This window comes from Streptomyces sp. NPDC056503 (assembly GCF_042794995.1).
In the GTDB taxonomy this organism is placed as follows: domain Bacteria; phylum Actinomycetota; class Actinomycetes; order Streptomycetales; family Streptomycetaceae; genus Streptomyces.
On sequence record NZ_JBHTST010000027.1, the window covers coordinates 1 to 17,940 of the forward strand.

The 17,940-nt window shown below is 71.7% G+C and carries 13 protein-coding genes; 7 read left to right on the forward strand and 6 right to left on the reverse strand.

The window, feature by feature from the left end:
- Nucleotides 1–56 precede the first annotated feature (56 nt).
- Nucleotides 57–2,972: a glycoside hydrolase family 48 protein gene (locus tag ACFQ8C_RS11145; RefSeq protein WP_383454809.1), complete on the reverse strand. Its 2,916-nt coding sequence runs from the start codon at nucleotides 2,970–2,972 to the stop codon at nucleotides 57–59.
- Nucleotides 2,973–3,285: 313 nt separating this feature from the next.
- Between ACFQ8C_RS11145 and ACFQ8C_RS11150 the strand changes: the two genes are divergently transcribed.
- Nucleotides 3,286–4,851, forward strand: a complete 1,566-nt coding sequence (locus ACFQ8C_RS11150; protein ID WP_383454812.1) for a cellulase family glycosylhydrolase — start codon at nucleotides 3,286–3,288, stop codon at nucleotides 4,849–4,851.
- A 53-nt stretch (nucleotides 4,852–4,904) separates the two neighbouring features.
- Nucleotides 4,905–6,650: a glycoside hydrolase family 6 protein gene (locus tag ACFQ8C_RS11155; RefSeq protein WP_383454815.1), complete on the forward strand. Its 1,746-nt coding sequence runs from the start codon at nucleotides 4,905–4,907 to the stop codon at nucleotides 6,648–6,650.
- A gap of 294 nt (nucleotides 6,651–6,944) precedes the next feature.
- Here the strand turns inward: ACFQ8C_RS11155 and ACFQ8C_RS11160 are convergent, their stop codons facing one another.
- Nucleotides 6,945–7,967, reverse strand: coding sequence for a LacI family DNA-binding transcriptional regulator (locus ACFQ8C_RS11160; RefSeq protein ID WP_383454817.1), 1,023 nt, complete (start codon nucleotides 7,965–7,967; stop codon nucleotides 6,945–6,947).
- Between the two features lie 414 nt (nucleotides 7,968–8,381).
- Between ACFQ8C_RS11160 and ACFQ8C_RS11165 the strand changes: the two genes are divergently transcribed.
- The 4 genes from ACFQ8C_RS11165 to ACFQ8C_RS11180 all read left to right on the forward strand — a co-directional run bounded on the left by ACFQ8C_RS11165 (nucleotide 8,382) and on the right by ACFQ8C_RS11180 (nucleotide 13,288).
- Nucleotides 8,382–9,719, forward strand: a complete 1,338-nt coding sequence (locus ACFQ8C_RS11165) for an ABC transporter substrate-binding protein (RefSeq protein WP_383454819.1) — start codon at nucleotides 8,382–8,384, stop codon at nucleotides 9,717–9,719.
- A 91-nt stretch (nucleotides 9,720–9,810) separates the two neighbouring features.
- Nucleotides 9,811–10,821 (forward strand): carbohydrate ABC transporter permease, encoded by a 1,011-nt coding sequence (locus ACFQ8C_RS11170; RefSeq protein ID WP_383454822.1) that lies wholly within the window; start codon nucleotides 9,811–9,813, stop codon nucleotides 10,819–10,821.
- A gap of 3 nt (nucleotides 10,822–10,824) precedes the next feature.
- Nucleotides 10,825–11,739, forward strand: coding sequence for a carbohydrate ABC transporter permease (locus ACFQ8C_RS11175; RefSeq protein WP_383454824.1), 915 nt, complete (start codon nucleotides 10,825–10,827; stop codon nucleotides 11,737–11,739).
- A gap of 106 nt (nucleotides 11,740–11,845) precedes the next feature.
- Nucleotides 11,846–13,288 carry a GH1 family beta-glucosidase gene (locus ACFQ8C_RS11180; RefSeq protein WP_383454827.1) on the forward strand — a complete coding sequence of 481 codons (1,443 nt, stop codon included), beginning with the start codon at nucleotides 11,846–11,848 and terminating at the stop codon, nucleotides 13,286–13,288.
- 63 nt (nucleotides 13,289–13,351) lie between these two features.
- Here the strand turns inward: ACFQ8C_RS11180 and ACFQ8C_RS11185 are convergent, their stop codons facing one another.
- Both ACFQ8C_RS11185 and ACFQ8C_RS11190 read right to left on the reverse strand, forming a co-directional pair.
- Complete coding sequence (locus ACFQ8C_RS11185) at nucleotides 13,352–13,822, reverse strand: hypothetical protein (protein WP_383454829.1); 471 nt, start codon at nucleotides 13,820–13,822, stop codon at nucleotides 13,352–13,354.
- 141 nt (nucleotides 13,823–13,963) lie between these two features.
- Complete coding sequence (locus tag ACFQ8C_RS11190; protein ID WP_383454831.1) at nucleotides 13,964–14,692, reverse strand: IclR family transcriptional regulator; 729 nt, start codon at nucleotides 14,690–14,692, stop codon at nucleotides 13,964–13,966.
- Nucleotides 14,693–14,850: 158 nt separating this feature from the next.
- On the opposite strand from ACFQ8C_RS11190, the gene ACFQ8C_RS11195 reads away from it, so the two are divergent.
- The gene (locus ACFQ8C_RS11195; RefSeq protein WP_383454834.1) at nucleotides 14,851–15,744 is read left to right on the forward strand and encodes a glycerophosphodiester phosphodiesterase; all 894 of its coding nucleotides are present in this window, start codon (nucleotides 14,851–14,853) and stop codon (nucleotides 15,742–15,744) included.
- Between the two features lie 15 nt (nucleotides 15,745–15,759).
- Here the strand turns inward: ACFQ8C_RS11195 and ACFQ8C_RS11200 are convergent, their stop codons facing one another.
- Entirely contained in the window at nucleotides 15,760–16,638 is an 879-nt protein-coding gene (locus ACFQ8C_RS11200; RefSeq protein WP_383454835.1) for a geranyl diphosphate 2-C-methyltransferase, read from the reverse strand.
- A gap of 26 nt (nucleotides 16,639–16,664) precedes the next feature.
- Nucleotides 16,665–17,903 (reverse strand): family 2 encapsulin nanocompartment cargo protein terpene cyclase, encoded by a 1,239-nt coding sequence (locus ACFQ8C_RS11205; RefSeq protein ID WP_383454837.1) that lies wholly within the window; start codon nucleotides 17,901–17,903, stop codon nucleotides 16,665–16,667.
- Between the last annotated feature and the right edge of the window lie 37 nt (nucleotides 17,904–17,940).

The following is a 17,940-nucleotide window of genomic DNA, read 5'->3' on the forward strand; positions in this document are numbered from 1 at the left end:
CTTTCGGGGACCGCCCGGCCTCGTCGTACGCGGAGCCCCTCGCGCGGGGCGGGCTGTTATTCGAGCAGCTCCGCGTACGAGCCCATGGCCAGGGCGATGTCCGCCTGGGCCCAGAACCGGTGGTAGGTGAAGACGGGGGCGGCGCCGCCCGCCAGGTAGGCCTCGATCTTCGGCCAGGCCGGGTCGTCCTGGTAGAAGGAGCGGATCGAGGCGAAGGTGGAGGTGTTGTTCACCGTGTCGCCGTTCGGCATCACGCCGGTCCAGCCGCTCGGCACGTAGACCGGGTCGTCGAAGCGGTTGTAGTCGGCGCGGGTCTCCTCGACGGCGATGCCCAGCGGGTCCTGGTGGTGGTCCCACATGCCGTCGAGCAGGGCCTTGGCGACCCGCTTGGCCTCCGCGTGGCCGGACTTGGCCGCGTAGTAGGTCAGGGTCTTGGCGTACGCGGCGGCGACGCCGACGTCGTTGGTGTAGTCGGCGACGGTGACGTGCAGGCCGGTGTTGGCGCCGGGGTTCGCCGCGTTCCAGGTGTCGGGCGCGCCGGACCACTGGAGGGTGGACGGGATGCGGAAGGTGCCGTCGGGGTTGATGGTCGTCTTGGACAGCGCCCAGGAGACCCACTTGTCGAGGACGGTCTTGGCCGCGGTGTCACCGGTCTGCTGGTAGTACTCGGCGACGCGCTCCATCGACCAGGCCTGGAAGCCGAACCACTGGTTCGACGCCGGGTCGTGGTAGACGGGCTTCTCGTCGTAGTACATGCCGTGGAAGGTGGGGGTGCCGGCCGGCGGGGTGGCGTAGCGGCCCTGCCAGCTGTTGGTGGCACCGCCCGCGATGGCGCCCTCGCTGGACTGGAGCCAGCGGTAGAACTCCAGCTGCCGGTCGAGGCTGGTGGCCCAGTCCGTCTGGCCGGTGGCCGACTTGGGCTTGAGCGGGGCGTACTCGCTGAGCGCGTAGGCGGCCAGCGGGTTCTGGTAGCCGCCGTGGGCGTGGCTGGAGCCGATCCGCCAGGACCAGCCGGCGGAGGTGTCGACGGCGCCGCCCCAGGCGTAGTACCAGGACATCAGGTAGTGGGAGCTGTCCTTGCCGGTGCCGGCCGGGCAGGCGGTCGGGCCGACGCAGTCGCCGACCTTCTTGAAGTACTTGTCGAACATCGCGTACCGCAGGTAGTCGCCCATCTTGGCGGCCTTGCCGACGGTGGTCGAGACCTGGGAGCCCTTGCCCTGCTGCTTGGCCCAGAGGTCGGCCCAGTAGGCGGCCTGGACGGCGCGGGCGTCGGCGTCGGGGGCGTTGGTGTACTTCCACTGCTTGGCGTAGGAGGCGTCCCCGGTGAAGAGGTCCAGGTAGCCGTTCTTCCCGCCGTAGGTGAAGTTGTCGCAGGTCGGGTGGGTGACGGTCTCCCAGACGGACTCCTGCGGGCCGCGCTGGAAGGTGTTGATGTACGAGGGTCCGGTCGCCGTCGGGCCGGCGGAGCACTTGCCGGGCTCGTTGCCGAAGCCGTAGACGTTGTCGACGTCCTGGATCCAGTGCATGCCGTAGATGTCGTCGGTGCCGTAGGCGCTCTTCAGCTCGGCCGCGATCGGGTCGGAGCCGGAGGTGACGCCGGAGTCCAGCTTCGCCGGGTACTGCGAGGGGAGGTCCCACTCGGGGGCGTAGGTGGCCGGCTTGGAGGCGTTGTACGTGGAGTTCGTCGGCTGGTCGGCGTGGGTCGGGATCATGAATTTCTCCATGGTGTCCCACGCGCCGTTGAACTTGGTCCAGTCGCCGGTGATCTTGCCGTACATGGCCTGGAGCCAGATCAGGTAGCTGTACGCCTCCGAGGTCGTCTCGTGCCCGTGGTCGGGGGCCTCGACGATCAGGGTCTCGACGGAGTGGTACGGGATGCCCTCGGGCGAGAAGTAGCCGTTGGCCGGGTTGGTGATCTTCCCGTACAGGTCGAGGAAGCGCGCGTCGTAGGTGGAGTCCGCGGCGAGCTGGGTGGCCTGGATCTCGGCCTTGGCGTGGCCGGGGGCGGTCGCGGTGAAGACGGCGACGCCGGTGCCGGTCGCGGCGGCGGTGACGGTCACCTTCTGGGCGGTGTTCCAGTTCGCCGGGGTGAAGGTGAGCGCGGCCGGGGTGGCGGTGAGGCCGGTGTTGCCGGAGGTACGGGCCACGGTGACGGTGACGTCGGACGCCGGGGCCTTCGACAGCTTGAGGTCGAAGGTGCCGGTGGAGCCCTGGCGGACGGCCAGCTGGGCCGGGGTGGCGACGAGCGCGGGACCCGCGGCGACCGTGATGCCGACGGGGGCGGACTCGGCGGAGGCGCCCTGGCTGTCGTACGCCTTGGCGTAGAGCGAGTGGGCGCCGGTCGTGAGGCCGGCGGCGCTGTGGGTGAAGGGCGCGGTGGTGTCGGTGCCGAGCAGGGTCGTGTCGCTGTAGAACTCGACCTTGTCGACGGTGGCGCCGTCGGCCGCGGCGGCGGTGGCCGCGAGCGGGACGGCGTCGCCCTGGGCGTAGACCGCGCCCGCGGCGGGGCTGGTGAGGACGGCAACCGGCGGCTGGTGGGCGCCGGCGCACAGGGTGCCGTTGACGGCGAAGTTCGTGGGGGCGGCGTTGGTGCCGCTGTACGTGAACTGGCCGCCGGCCGTGACGGCGGCGCCGGCGGCGACGGTGCCGTTCCAGCCGGCGTTGGTGACGGTCACGTTCTTGCCGGACTGGGACCAGACCCCGCTCCAGCCGTTGGTGAGTTTCTGGTCACCGGCGTAGGAGTAGGTGAGGGTCCAGCCGTTCAGGGCGGCAGAGCCCCGGTTGGTCAGGGTGAGTTCGGCGGTGAAGCCCGAACCCCAGTCGTTGGTCTTGTAGTCGACGCTGCACGCGATGGCCGCGGCCTGCGCGGTGCCGGCGCCGGCGCCGGCGGCCAGCAGGCCGAGGGGGAGCGAGAGCGCGGCGGTCAGAGCGGTCAGGTGCCTGCGTGGGCGGCGTGGTCTCAGGCGTTGCATGCGGGTGGATCTCCTCGCGGCTCGGGAGGTCGGGTGGTGCGAAGAGCGGGCCGTACGGAGCGCCGCGGGGTGCGGGGGGCGGGCCGTACGGGGGGTGCGTGAACAAGCCATGAACCAGTGGGAGCGCTCCCACTGTGCAAGCGTGACGCAACCACGTCAAGATGTGTGAAGAGTCGAAGGCAAACGACGAGGAATTTCCTCAACTCCTCTTTTGCTTGGCTTCCGTTGCCGCTACGGTCTGCCCGACCAGTGGGAGCGATTCCATCCAGTCGGCACGCCGTAGGAGGCGTGCCCTCGCTGCGAGGACTCGCTCATGCGACGACCCCCACGTCTCACCGCGCTGCTCGCAGGAGCAGCCGTCACGATGGCGAGCACGGCGCTCGCCCTCGTGGGTACGGCCTCAGGAGCCGCGGCCGCACCCGTCTGTACCGTGGAGTACTCGGTCACCAACCAGTGGACCGGGGGCTTCCAGGGTGCCGTCACCGTCACCAACAACAGCACCGCGCTGAACGGTTGGAGCCTCGGCTTCTCCTTCCCGGCGGGCCAGCAGGTCAGCCAGGGCTGGGGCGGCAAGTGGACCCAGTCCGGCGCCGCCGTGACCGTCGCCAACGAGAGCTGGAACGCCCAGCTCGGCTCCGGCGCGCAGGTGACGGCGGGCTTCATCGCCTCGTGGACGGGGGCCAACACGGCCCCCACCGCGTTCACGCTCGGCGGTGTGCCCTGCAACGTGGACGGACCGACCACTCCGCCCACCACCACGCCCCCGACCGATCCGCCCACGACTCCCCCGACCGATCCCCCGACCACCCCGCCCACCACTCCCCCGACCACCCCGCCCACCTCTCCGCCGCCGACTCCGGCCACCGGCGCACCCGAACTCACCGTCACCGGCAACAAGTTCACCGATCAGAACGGCGCGGTCCGCCGTCTCCTCGGCGTCAACCGCTCCGGCGGCGAGTTCATGTGCGTCCAGGGCTACGGCATCTGGGACGGTCCGGCCGACGACGCCTCCGTCAAGGCGATCGCCGACTGGAAGGCCAACACGGTCCGCATCCCCCTCAACGAGGAGTGCTGGCTCGGCCTGGACAACGTCAAGCCCGAGTACCGGGGCGCCAACTACGTCAACGCCGTCAAGGACCTGGTGACCAAGGTCCTGGCCCACGGCATGACCCCGGTCGTCGAGCTGCACTGGACGCACGGCCAGTACACCGGCAACTCCTCGGGCTGCGCCGACGTGCACGCCACCTGCCAGAAGCCGATGCCGAACGCCCAGTACACCCCGGCGTTCTGGACCTCGGTCGCCGACACCTTCAAGAACGACAAGCGGGTCGTCTTCGACCTCTTCAACGAGCCCTATCCGGACCGGGCCACCTCCACCGCGACCCAGGCATGGACCTGCTGGCGCGACGGCGGCACCTGCCCGGGCATCGGGTACGAGGTCGCCGGCATGCAGGACCTGTTGGACGCCGTCCGCGGCACCGGAGCGAAGAACCTGGTTCTCGTCCCGGGCCTCGCGTACTCCAACGACCTCAGCCAGTGGCTGACGTACCGCCCCACCGACCCGGCGGCGAATCTGGCCGCCGCCTGGCACGTCTACAACTTCAACACCTGCTCCACCGAGACGTGCTGGAACGACACCCTCGCCCCCGTGGCCGCGCAGGTTCCCCTGCTGGCGGGCGAGATCGGTGAGAACACCTGCGGACACGCGTTCATCGACCGCGTCATGAAGTGGTTCGACGACCGCGGCCTCTCGTACCTGGGCTGGACCTGGAACACCTGGAACTGCAACTCCGGTCCCGCGCTGATCAGTTCGTACGACGGCACACCCACCGCGTTCGGGATCGGGCTGCGCGATCACCTGCGCGCACTCGTCCCGTGACCTCCGCCAGTCCCGTACCTCGGAACAATCCCCCGAAAGGAACCACCACCCCCATGAGCCGCACCAGCCGTACCGCCCTTCTGGCGGCCCTCGGCCTCATCACCGCGACCGGAGCGACCGCCACGGTCTTCGGCGCCACCGCCGGCGCAGCCACCCCGGGCTGCAAGGTCGACTACACCATCACCAACCAGTGGAACACCGGCTTCGGCGCCAACGTCGCCATCACCAACACCGGTGACCCGACGTCCTCGTGGACCCTGGAGTGGTCCTACGCCGGCAACCAGCAGGTGACCCAGGGCTGGAACGCCACCATCACCCAGTCCGGCGCCGCCGTCACCGCCAAGAGCCTGTCCTACAACGGCACGCTCGCGACCGGTGCCTCGACCTCCTTCGGCTTCAACGGCTCCTACAGCGGCACCAACGCGGTGCCCGCCACCTTCAAGCTGAACGGCGTCACCTGCAACACCACCACCCAGCCGACGGACCCGCCGACCACGCCGCCGACCACCCCGCCCACGACGCCGCCGACCACCCCGCCGCCGGCCGGCCAGAAGGCGGACAACCCGTACGCGGGCGCCAAGGTGTACGTCAACCCCGAGTGGCGTGCGAAGGCCGCGGCCGAGCCGGGCGGCAGCCGGATCTCGAACCAGCCCACCGGTGTGTGGCTGGACCGCACCGCCGCCATCGCCGGCGTCAACGGCGGCATGGGCCTGCGCGACCACCTCGACGAGGCCCTGGTGCAGAAGGGTTCCGGCGAGCTGGTCGTCCAGCTGGTCATCTACAACCTGCCCGGCCGTGACTGTGCCGCGCTCGCCTCCAACGGCGAGCTGGGCCCGACGGAGATCGACAAGTACAAGTCGCAGTACATCGACCCGATCGCGACGATCCTGGCCGACCCGAAGTACGCGGGCCTGCGGATCGTCACCACGGTCGAGATCGACTCGCTGCCGAACCTCGTCACCAACGTCGCCGGCCGTCCCACCGAGACCGCCAACTGCAACGTGATGAAGGAGAACGGCAACTACATCAAGGGCGTCGGCTACGCGCTCAACAAGCTCGGCGCGATCGGCAACGTCTACAACTACGTCGACGCGGGCCACCACGGCTGGCTGGGCTGGGACTCCAACTTCGGCCCCTCCGCCGAGCTGTTCAAGCAGGCCGCGACCGCCGAGGGCTCCACGGTCTCCAACGTCCACGGCTTCATCGTGAACACGGCCAACTACAGCGCGCTGAAGGAGGACCACTTCAAGATCTCCGACAGCGTCAACGGCACCTCGGTCCGCACCTCGAAGTGGGTGGACTGGAACTGGTACACCGACGAGCTGTCCTACGCCCAGGCGATGCGCGACAAGCTCGTCTCCCTCGGCTTCGACAGCAAGCTCGGCATGCTGATCGACACCTCCCGCAACGGCTGGGGCGGCACCGCCCGGCCCACCGGCCCGGGCGCCCTGACCAGCGTCGACACCTACGTGAACGGCGGCCGCTACGACCGTCGCATCCACCTCGGCAACTGGTGCAACCAGTCCGGCGCCGGCCTCGGCGAGCGTCCCCAGGCGGCCCCCGCCGCGGGCATCGACGCGTACGTCTGGATGAAGCCCCCGGGCGAGTCCGACGGTGCGTCGAAGGAGATCCCGAACAACGAGGGCAAGGGCTTCGACCGCATGTGCGACCCGACGTACACGGGCAACGCCCGTAACGGCAACAGCATGTCCGGTTCCCTCCCCGACGCCCCGATCTCGGGCCAGTGGTTCTCGGCCCAGTTCCAGGAGCTCATGAAGAACGCGTACCCGGCGCTGTAGCCCCTCGCGGGGGGCGCCACTCCCGGCCCGGCGGGACCGGGACGGCGCCCCCGTGAGGAAACGACCAAGGCCGGACGGGCCCGGGAACCCCGTCCGGCCTCTCGCATGCCGTCCTACGCCCGCGTACCGGTTCCCGCCCGCGTACCGGTTTCGGCTCACACGCCGTTCTCGGCCCGTATGCCGTTTTCGGCCCATGTACCGGTTCTCGCCCGCATGCCGTTCTCAGCCCACGTACCGGTTCCCGCCCGCACGCCGTTCTCGGCCCGCGTGCCGGTTTCGGCTCGCGGGCCGTTCTCAGCAGGACGCGCGGACCACCAGCTCCGTCGGGAGGACGCGCCTCGGGGAGTCCTCCCCGGTGCCCGACGCGTCGGCGAGGAGCATGCGGGCCATGGTGCGGCCCATCTCCTCGATGGGCTGGCGGACGCTGGTGAGCGGGGGGTCCATGAGGCGGGCCACCGGGGAGTCGTCGACGCCGACGAGGGCCACGTCGTCCGGGACCCGGCGGCCCGCCTCGCGGAGCGCGGCCCGGGCTCCGGCGGCCATGACGTCGGAGGCGGCGAAGACCGCGTCCAGGTCGGGGCGGCGCTCCAGGAGGCCGCGCATGGCCGCGTGGCCGCCGTCCTCGGTGAAGTCCCCGGCCGCGACCAGGCCCTCGTCGGGGGCGTGTCCCGCCTCCGCCAGGCCGGCCCGGTAGCCGCCGAGGCGGGCCCTGGCCACGTACATGTCCAGGGGGCCGGTGACGGTCGCGATCCGCTGCCGGCCGCGGCCGACGAGGTGGGCCACGGCGGCGCGGCCCGCGCCGATGTTGTCGGAGTCGACGTAGGGGACGGATTCGGCCTCGGAGCGGCGGCCGTTCATGACGACCGGGATGCCGAGCTCGCGGACGCGGTCGGGGAGCGGGTCGTCGCCGTGGACGGAGGAGAGCAGGACGCCGTCGACGCGCTGGGCGGCGAGGTACTGCTCGAAGCGCTGGCGCTCCTGTTCGCTGCGCACCAGGGTGAGCAGCAGCTGCTTGTCGGCCTCCGCCAGTTCGGCGCTGACGCCGCGGATGAGGTCGAGGAAGTAGGGCTCGGCGAAGAGCCGGGCCTCGGCCTCGGGGATGACGAGGGCGACGGCGTCCGTGCGGCTGCCGGCGAGCGCGCGGGCGGCCTGGTTCGGTACGTAGCCGAGTTCGGCGACGGCCCGGGCCACGGCGGCGCGGGTCTGCTCGCTGACGCGCGGGGAACCGTTGATGACCCGCGAGACGGTGCCCCGGCCGACCCCGGCGCGGGCCGCGACCTGCTCCAGGGTGGGTCTGCTGTTCTGCCGTCCGTTCACCGTCGCCGTACTCCCCTCGTCGGACCTCGTGCGGCTCGCCAGGGCCTCGGTGGGGCGGGCCCTCCGCGGGGCGGAGCGGCCGCGCCGGAGAAGGGCCCAGGGGGCACACCGGGATGGGAGCGCTCCCACCCTAGAGTACGGCGACGCGAATCCGCCACGCGTGCGTTCAGGAGATGACGCGAAGACCGGCGCCGGTGCCTCCGGAAACCCGCCGAACACCTTCCGGTAACGAATCCGCGTTCATCTCTTGACACCCCCACCCACCCGGCGGCAACCTTCCGGCAACGACGTGGGAGCGCTCCCATCAGGGGGCGGCGCAGCCTGCATCAGGTCCCGGCAGGGCCCGCCGAGCCGCGAGCAGCCGGCCGGACCTCTTGGCGCACAACGAGCACCACCTTGGACGAGGAGAGTGGAATGGGCACTTCCAGCAGCAGACGCGGACGCCGCACGGCCACCGCGGCGGTCGCCGCAGTGGTGACCGGCACGGTCCTGCTCACCGGTTGCGGAAGCGACAAGGACGACGAGGCCGGGAAGGACGGCGGGAAGATCACCCTGCGCGTCGGCACCTTCGGCTCGTTCGGCTACGACAACAAGACCGGCGCGAAGCTCTACGCCGAGTACGAGCGGCTCCACCCGAACATCAAGATCGAGGAGTCGAACGTCTCCGACGGTCAGAAGTACTGGGACACCCTGAAGCTGCGCCTCTCCCAGAACAGCGGCGTCGCCGACGTCCAGGCGATCGAGGTCGGCTACATCGCCGAGGCGACCGGCCCCACCCTGGCCGGCAAGTGGCTGGACGTCGTCAAGGAGGGCGGCGCCGACACCTCCAAGTTCCTCGACTGGAAGGTCAAGCAGGCCACCACCGCCGACGGCAAGGTCATCGGCCTCGGCACCGACATCGGCCCCATGGCGGTCTGCTACAACAAGGACCTCTTCGCCAAGGCCGGACTGCCCACCGAGCGCGACGAGGTCGCCAAGCTGTGGAGCGGCGACTGGGCGAAGTTCCTCACGGTCGGCGAGACGTACAAGAAGAAGGCCCCCGCCGGCACCGCCTTCCACGACTCCGCCAGCGGCCTCTTCAACGCGGTGCTCTCCAGCGACCCCGTCCAGTACGCCGACTCCAGCGGCAAGCTCGACTGGGAGAACAGCCCCGGCGTGAAGAAGGCCTGGGAGCTCGGCGTCAAGGCCGCCGAGGGCGGACTCACCGCCAAGCTGCGCCAGTTCGACGAGGCGGGCACCTGGAACGCGGCCTTCAAGAACTCGAAGTTCGCCACCGTCGCCTGCCCGTCCTGGATGACCGGCATCATCAAGGACCAGGCCGGTCCCGCCAACCAGGGCAAGTGGGACATCGCCGCGCCGCCCGTCGCCGGCAACTGGGGCGGCGCCTTCCTGGGCGTCCCCAAGGCGAGCAAGCACCCGAAGGAGGCCGCCGAGCTCGCGGCCTGGCTGACCGCCCCCGAGCAGCACGCCAAGGTCTTCGCGGTGAACGGCAACATCCCGTCCTCCAAGGACACCCTCCTCTCCCCCGCGGTGCAGAACGCCAAGCTGCCGTACTTCGGTGACACCCCGGTCGGCAAGATCTTCTCCTCGGCGGCGGCCGGCATCACCCCCGCCGTCATCAGCCGCTACGACGGCCAGGTGAAGACCTTCCTCACCGACAACGGCATCCTCGACATCGAGCAGCGGGGCACCGACCCGGCCAAGGCCTGGGAGAACGTCAAGAAGCTGGTCGACGACAAGATCGCCCAGTAGCGGGGACCGCGTGCCGGCCCGCCGCCACCTGTCGGCGGCGGGCCGGCACCGTCCGCACCACCGCACGCATCGACCTGGAAGGACGCCACCCGTGGCCACCTCCGTAAGGGCGACGCAGGGCGGCACCCCGCCGCCCGCCGCACCGCCCTCCCCGCCCGCCCCGCGCGGCCGGCGACGCCGCCCCGCCCCGGGCGGCTGGCGCAGCACTCTGTACCGCTGGGACGTCAAGGCGATCCCGTACGTCTTCATCACCCCCTTCTTCCTCACCTTCGCCGCCTTCGGCCTCTTCCCGCTGATCTACACGGGCTGGCTCTCGCTCAACCGGGTCGAGCTCGGCGGCACCCCCGAGTGGAAGGGCCTGGAGAACTACACCGACCTCGCCACCAGCGAGTTCTTCTGGAACGCGCTCTTCAACACCTTCACCATCGGTGTCATCTCCACCGTCCCGCAGCTGCTGATGGCCCTCGGCCTCGCCCACCTGCTGAACTACAAGCTCCGCGGCCGCGGCTTCTTCCGGGTCGCCATCCTCGCCCCGTACGCCACCTCGATCGCGGCGGCGACCCTGGTCTTCGCCCAGCTCTTCAACACCGACTACGGGATGATCAACGGCGTCCTGGACTGGGTCGGGATCGGGCCGATCGACTGGAAGAACTCCCAGTGGCCGGCGCAGATCGCGATCTCCGTCATCGTCACCTGGCGCTGGACCGGCTACAACGCGCTGATCTACCTGGCCGCCATGCAGGCCGTGCCGCAGGACCTCTACGAGGCCGCCTCGCTGGACGGCGCGTCCCGCTGGCGCCAGTTCATCAGCGTCACCATCCCCTCCATCCGGCCGACGATCTTCTTCACGATCATCGTCTCCACCATCGGCGCCACCCAGCTCTTCGGCGAGCCCATGCTCTTCGGCGGCAGCGTCGGCATCAGCGGCGGCAGCGGCCACCAGTTCCAGACGCTGAGCCTCCTGATGTACGAGAAGGGCTGGATCACCGGCGCGCTGGGTTCCGCCTCGGCGATCGCCTGGGTCATGCTGGCGCTCCTGCTGCTCGTCGGCGGCATCCAGGCCCTCGTCTCCCGCCGCAACCGCACGAAGCTGGGGGACTGAACCATGGCCCGCACCCTCGACACCACGCCCGCCGTCGAGCCCAAGACCGCCGGGGGCCGCCCGCCGCGCCGCCGCTTCCGCCAGACGGCGGGCCGACAGCACCACGCCGGACCCCTCACCTACGTGCTCCTGATCGTCGCCACGGTGGTCTCGCTCTTCCCGCTGTACTGGAACGTGGTCGCCGCCTCGCACACCGGCGACCGCGTGGTCCAGGCCCCGGCGCCGCTGCTGCCCGGCTCCCGTCTGCTCGACAACCTCAGCTTCGCCTGGGACCAGGTCGACATGGGCGAGGCACTGGTCAACACGACGATCGTGGCGAGCCTGGTGGCCGCCTCCACCGTCCTCTTCTCCACGCTCGCCGGCTTCGCCTTCGCCAAGCTGCCCTTCAAGGGGCGCGGCATGCTGCTCTCCCTGGTGGTCGCCACGATGACGATCCCGCCGCAGCTCAGCGTCATCCCGCTCTACCAGATCATCACCGACCTCGGCTGGTTCGACCAGCTCCAGTCGGTCGTCCTGCCCTCGCTCGTCGCGGCCTTCGGCGTCTTCTTCATGCGCCAGTTCCTCGTCGAGGCGCTCCCCGTCGAGCTGGTCGAGGCGGCCCGCATGGACGGGGCGCACAGCCTGCGGATCATCTGGCACGTGGTCTTCCCGGTGGCCCGCCCGGCCATGGCGGTGCTCGGCATGCTCGTCTTCGTGCAGGCCTGGAACGACTTCTTCTGGCCGTTCATCGCGCTCACCCCGGACGGCAGTCCGACCCTCCAGGTCGCGCTCGCCGGCCTCGGCGCGGGCAACCACACCGTCGACCACGCGATCGTCCTGACCGGCGCGCTGATATCGACCGTGCCGCTGCTCCTCGTCTTCGCCTTCCTGGGCAAGCACATCGTGGGCGGCATCACCGCCGGCGCGGTCAAGAGCTGACCCGCCCCACCCCTCTCCGTACCGCATTCCCGTCGGCCGTACGGGTCCGCCGCAGTCGCCGGACCCGAACGGACCGACCCGTACCCCGCGTTGGGAGCGCCCTCCTATGACCGCGTCCGAGACCCGGCCGCTCACCGCCACCCGCTCGTTCCCCTCCGACTTCCTCTGGGGCGCGGCGACCGCCGCCTACCAGATCGAGGGGGCGGCCCGTGAGGACGGCCGCACCCCGTCCATCTGGGACACCTTCTCCCACACCCCCGGCAAGGTCTTCGAGGGCCACACCGGAGACGTGGCCGTCGACCACTACCACCGGTTCCGCGAGGACGTCGCGCTCATGGCCGAACTCGGCCTGAACGCCTACCGGTTCTCCGTCTCCTGGTCCCGCGTCCAGCCCACCGGCCGGGGTCCCGCCGTCCAGAAGGGCCTGGACTTCTACCGGTCGCTGGTGGACGAGCTGCTCGCCGCCGGCATCGAGCCGGCGCTGACGCTCTACCACTGGGACCTGCCGCAGGAGCTGGAGGACGCGGGCGGCTGGCCCGAGCGCGCCACGGCCGAGCGCTTCGCGGAGTACGCGGGGATCGTCGCCGACGCCGTCGGCGACCGCGTCAAGCGGTGGACCACGCTCAACGAGCCCTGGTGCAGCGCCTTCCTCGGCTACGGCTCCGGGGTGCACGCCCCCGGCCGCACCGACCCGGTCGCCTCGCTGCGCGCCGCCCACCACCTCAACCTCGGGCACGGCCTCGCCGTCCAGGCGCTGCGCGCCTCGCTGCCGGCGGACCGGCAGATCTCCGTCTCGCTCAACCTGCACGAGGTCCGCCCGCGCAGCACCTCCGCCGAGGACGTGGAGGCGGCCCGCCGCATCGACGCCGTCGGCAACCGCGTCTGGCTCGGCCCGATGCTGGAGGGCGCCTACCCCGAGGACCTGATCGCCGACACCCGGCACCTCACCGACTGGTCCTTCGTCCACGAGGGCGACACGGCGACGGCCAACCAGCCGCTCGACTTCCTCGCCATCAACTACTACTCCCCCACCCTGGTGGCGCACGTCGCCGAGGGCGAGGAGAAGCCGCAGGACGACGGGCACGGCGACAGCGCCCACTCGCCGTGGCCGGGCGCCGACTCGGTCGCCTTCCACCGCGCGCCCGGCGAGCGGACCGCGATGGGGTGGCCGGTCGACCCGAGCGGCCTGTACGACCTGCTGCGCCGGACCTCCGCGGCGTACCCGGGGCTGCCGCTGGTGATCAGCGAGAACGGCGCCGCGTACGAGGACGTGGTCGGCGACGAGGGCGGGGTCCACGACCCCGAGCGCACCGCCTTCGTCCACGCGCACCTGGAGGCGGTGCACCGGGCGATGGCCGACGGCGTCGACGTCCGCGGCTACTTCCTCTGGTCGCTGCTCGACAACTTCGAGTGGGCGTACGGCTACGCGAAGCGGTTCGGGATGGTCCGGGTGGACTACGACACCCTGGAGCGCACTCCGAAGACCAGCGCCCGCTGGTACGCGCGGGTGGCGCGCTCGGGCGAGCTGCACGCGCCCGACGCGGTCTGATCCACGACCCGAGGGCCGTACCGGAGTTCACCGGTACGGCCCTCGGGCGTGTGTGACCACCTGTCAGATGTCGACGACGCGGTAGCCGATGACGTACACGCCGCCGGAGCCCTCGACGCTGCGCCACTGGGTCTCGGCGCCGACCTCGCTGCCGGTGACGAGGGTGGCGCCGAGCTTGTCGTCGCCGCTGGTGGAGTCGTAGTCCCACAGGGTCAGGGTGCGGGCCTGCTCCTTGCCGAGGATGAGGGCGGCGCTGCTGTTGCCGTCGGCCATGGAGCGCACGTAACCGGTGCCCATGGTCTGGTACTTGACGCCGTTGCCCGGCCAGACCTTGACGGCGTTGCCGTTGGCGTCGGTGATCTTCAGATAGGCCTCGTCGTGGTCGCCCTCGCTGTTCTTCTGGCAGTGCAGCTCGACGAGTTCGATCCGCACGTAGTCGATCGGCTCGGCGTGGGCGGTGCCGGCGAAGGCGCCGAGGCTGCCGAGTCCGAGGAGGGTGGTGGCGGCGATGCGTGCGGCCCGGTTCTTGCGCATGGTGTGGTCTCCCCCGAAGGTGTTCGTTCGCTTCTCTTCCGTGCCGTTCCCCCGGCACGTCCCCTACTGTGCCGCTCCTCCCCCGCCCCGTTCTACGCGCGTTCCGCTCAACGGAACGCCGTCGCGGGAGAGCCGGTCGGGCTACGGGGCGAGTGCGGCCGGCGGGACCGCGCGGTGCGGTACGCCCCGGGCCAGGGCACGGCCGAGGGCGGCCCCGGCGTCGGCGACGGCCCCGGCGAGCGCGTCGAGCCGCCGTCCGGCCGGCACCATGGCGGCCAGCGCGGCGACGGTCCGCCCGTCCCGGCCGCGTACGGGGAAGGCGGCGCAGCACACCCCGTCCATCACGTCCTCCCGGTCGAGGACCGGCCCGCCGGCGAGCGGGCCGCGCAGGGCGGTGCCCGCGGCGGTGTCGAGGCGGAACGCGGTGCCGTTCCGTACCGGGACCAGCGGCTCCAGCTCGCCCGGGGCCGAGGCGACGACGAGGGCCCGGTCCTCGCGCAGCACGGCGAGGACGACGCTGGCGCCGGTCGCGGCGCGCAGCCGCTGCACGGGCAGCCGGGCGGCGAGCCGCAGCCCCGGATGCGGCTCCCAGGCCTGGCCCAGCCGGTAGAGCTGCGGGCCGACGCGGTAGCGCGAGCCGCGCCGCTCGACCGCGCCGACGACGACCAGCTGGTCGAGCAGCCGGTGGGCGCTGCCCTTCGGCACCCCGCAGGCGAGGGCCAGTTCGGTGACGCCGGCCTCGTCGCCGCATCGGTGCAGGGCGTCGAGCAGGGCGAAGGCCCCTTCGAGCACGCCCCGGCCGCGCCCCGGCCGCTCCTGTTCCGCGGTCGCGCGCGGGGTGCCGGGTCTCGGACTCGTCCCGTGGTCCATGGTCGTGTTCCCCCTGTCTGCTCCGCCCGGCCGTGGTCCCCCGATGGCTCGGCTCCGGGCGTGCTCCCACGGTGCCGCAGACCCGGACGAATCACCTAGGGGTTCGGCTCCGGTGCGTCGCGGCCCGGGCGCCGCGGGCGGCGGTAGGCTCGCCGGCCGTGACTCCCGTACGACTCCGCCACCGCACCGCGGTCGCCTGCGCCGCGCTCGCCGCCGCCCTCCTGGGGGCGGCCTCCGTGCCGGCTCCCGCCGTCCCCGCGGCCGGCCCCGTCGCCGGCCTGACGGTGATCGCCCACCGGGGCGCCTCCTCGGCGGCGCCCGAGAACACGCTGGTCGCGGGCGAGGTGGCCCGCCGGGGCGGGGCGGAGTGGATCGAGAACGACGTCCGGCCGAGCCTGGACGGGGTGCCGTACGTGATGCACGACGCGACGGTGGACCGGACGACCGACGGCACGGGCCGGGTGGGTTCGCTCTCCTCCGCGCGGCTGGACGCGCTGGACGCGGGTTCCTGGTTCGCCCCGGCCTTCGCGGGCGCCCGGGTCCCGACGCTCGCCGCGCAGCTGGCGGACCTGCGGGAGCGGGGCGGCCGGCTGCTCTTGGAGGTCAAGGGGCCGCACTCGGAGGCGGAGGTGGCCCGGATCGTCCGCGAGGTGCGCGGGGAGCGGATGGCGGACCGGGTGGTGGTGCAGAGCTTCGACGTGGCGTCGCTGCGGCACGTGCGGAAGCTGGCGCCGGAGCTGCCGCGGGCGCTGCTGCGCGACCGGCTCGACGCGGATCCGGTCGCGGTGGCGGAGGAGCTGGGCCTGAGCGCGTACAACGTGTCGGACGGGGGCCTGTCCGCCCGGCCGGGCGTGGTGGCGGAGCTGCACGGGGCCGGGGTGTCGGTGAACGTGTGGACGGTGGACGACCCGGCGCGCTGGCGGGCGCTGGCCGCCCTCGGCGTGGACGGAGTGATCACCGACCGCCCGGCGGAACTGGCCGGGTGGAACGCGGCGCGGGCGGCGGACGGCGGAGGGCCGGGCCCGTCGCGGTGGACGGGCCCGGCCCGGTGACCGGCCGCGCGGGGATCAGACGCGGTCGGCGGCGATCAGCACGTACTGGAAGGAGCCGTCCTTGTACGACTCGATGAACGCCTCCTCGATGCCGGTGACCAGCGACGAGGTGGCGCGCAGCTCCCAGTAGGGCAGCGTGTCGGGGGTCAGGTCGATGACGGCCTGGGGCACCAGGCGGTTGTCGGCCATCGCCTTCAGGTACTCGCGGCGCGAGTGGATGTTGCACTCGAAGTGGGCGTTGATCTGGGAGACCCACTTGGAGGGCTGGCCGTACTTCGGGTTCCAGCAGCCGGTGATGGTGACGTACCGGCCGCCGACCTTGAGGAAGCGGGAGTGCTCGGCCATCAGGTCGTCGAGGTCGACGTACATGCTGGACTCGTTGTTCCAGGAGGCGGTGACGGAGCCCTTCTCGAACGGGGTGTCGAGCATGTTGCAGACGTGGGCGCTGACGTGGTCGTCGATGCCCAGCTCGCGGGCCCGGTTGTTGCCGAACTCGGCCTGGGTGGAGGAGAGGGTGACGCCGCGGACGTGGCAGCCGAAGCGCTGGTGCGCCATGACGCTCGATCCGCCGCGGCCGCAGCCGGCGTCGACGAGGGTGTCGGCGGGGGTGACGGTGCCGAGGTGGTCGAGGAGGACCTCGGCCTGGGCGGACTCCAGCCGGTGCAGCTCGGCGATGAGCTTCTTCTCGTACTCGCTGTCCTCGGGGGTGCCGAGGGAGGCGTGGTCGACGGCGCCGATGCCGTAGTGGTGGTGGTAGAGGCCGTCCACGTCACCGAGGCGCAGGTTCACGGGCCGCGCCTCGGCGTTCCAGTAGCGGGCGATGTCGCCCTGGTACGGCGTCGCCGGGCCGGGAATGGTCGCGGTGGCGTCGGTGGAGGTCAGCTCGGTGGTCACAGAGGAATCCATTTCGGAAGTCGGGCCTACCAGAAGTCGGGCAGGCTGTAGCGGAACGTGTTGGTCTGGTGCCAGTAGTGGTTGCCGTCGACCCAGGTGGCGACGCCCTTCAGGAAGCGCAGCGCGGTGGGGACGGGGAAGGTGACGGCCGCCTCGGCGGCGGCGGCCTCGAAGGCGTGCATGAGGTCGTTGTGGACCTCGACCGCCTTGAGGTAGGCGTCGCGCTCGGAGAGCTTCTCTCGCTCCGCGAGCACCACCGGCAGGTTGAGGTGGACGCCGGGGCTGGAGAGCTCCTTGGTGTAGGAGTACAGGTCGTTGACGATGGTCGTCGCGTTGCCCGCGAGGGCGATGACCCGCTGGATCTCCGGCCGGGCTTGCAGGTCCGCCGGCAGTTCGTAGCCGCCGACGGTGTCGGTGATGGTGGGACAGGGGCGGAAGTTGTTGAACTGGCGCATCGCCAGGTACTCCCACACCTCGGGCACGTGGTCGGTCTCGGCCCAGGCCGCCTCGGCGAGGTAGCCCATGTGGAGCCGGGCCATGTCGTGCCGGAAGCGGTCGGACTGGGAGGGCGAGGCCGCGCGGACGAAGTAGTCCATGGCGGAGCGGTAGGCGCGGCGCGGGGCGTCCGAACCGAGCGAGTCCGCCCACGCCGGCGCGTACTCCGGGGTGGTGTGGAGGGGGTCGAGCGCGGTGTGCGCCATCAGGAGGCGTCCGCCGAGACCGATGGGCGAGCCGCCGTGGTCCTCGCAGTAGCAGTCGTCGACGGCGTTCTCCGCGACCATGAGCCGGGTGGCGAGCATGAGGTGGTCGACGGTCGGGGCGTCCGGGTGGCAGGCCACCATGTAGCGCCCGACGGAGAAGCCGTCGAACTGCCCCTCCCATTCGTCCGGGTAGAGCTGGACCTCGTCCAGGGCCCAGTCCTTGATCCGGCGGCTGACCTCGTCCACCCGGACGGGGTCGGGGTCGGGGACCGGGTGGAAGTAGAGGCCCGGGATGGGCCGCCCCTCCGCCGCCGAGGGGGCGGCGGACGGCGGTCCGGAGAGGTCCGGGAGGACGTCCGGCACCGCTCCCGGCGCCGGGCGGGCGAACGAGACGCTCGCCGTGCCGAGCCCGCTGGGCCCGCCGGGGATCCAGCGGGGCGCGGCCGGCGGCACGGGCGCCTCGGTGGCCGGGCCGGCGAGGGCACGGGCGAGGACGTCGGCCCCGAGGCGGGCCGCCGCCGCGGGCAGGTGCGCCGGCAGGGGGGAGAGCCCGGGGTCGGGCATCCGTCAGCTCCTTGCTGGGTGGGGTGGTCCGTCCCGG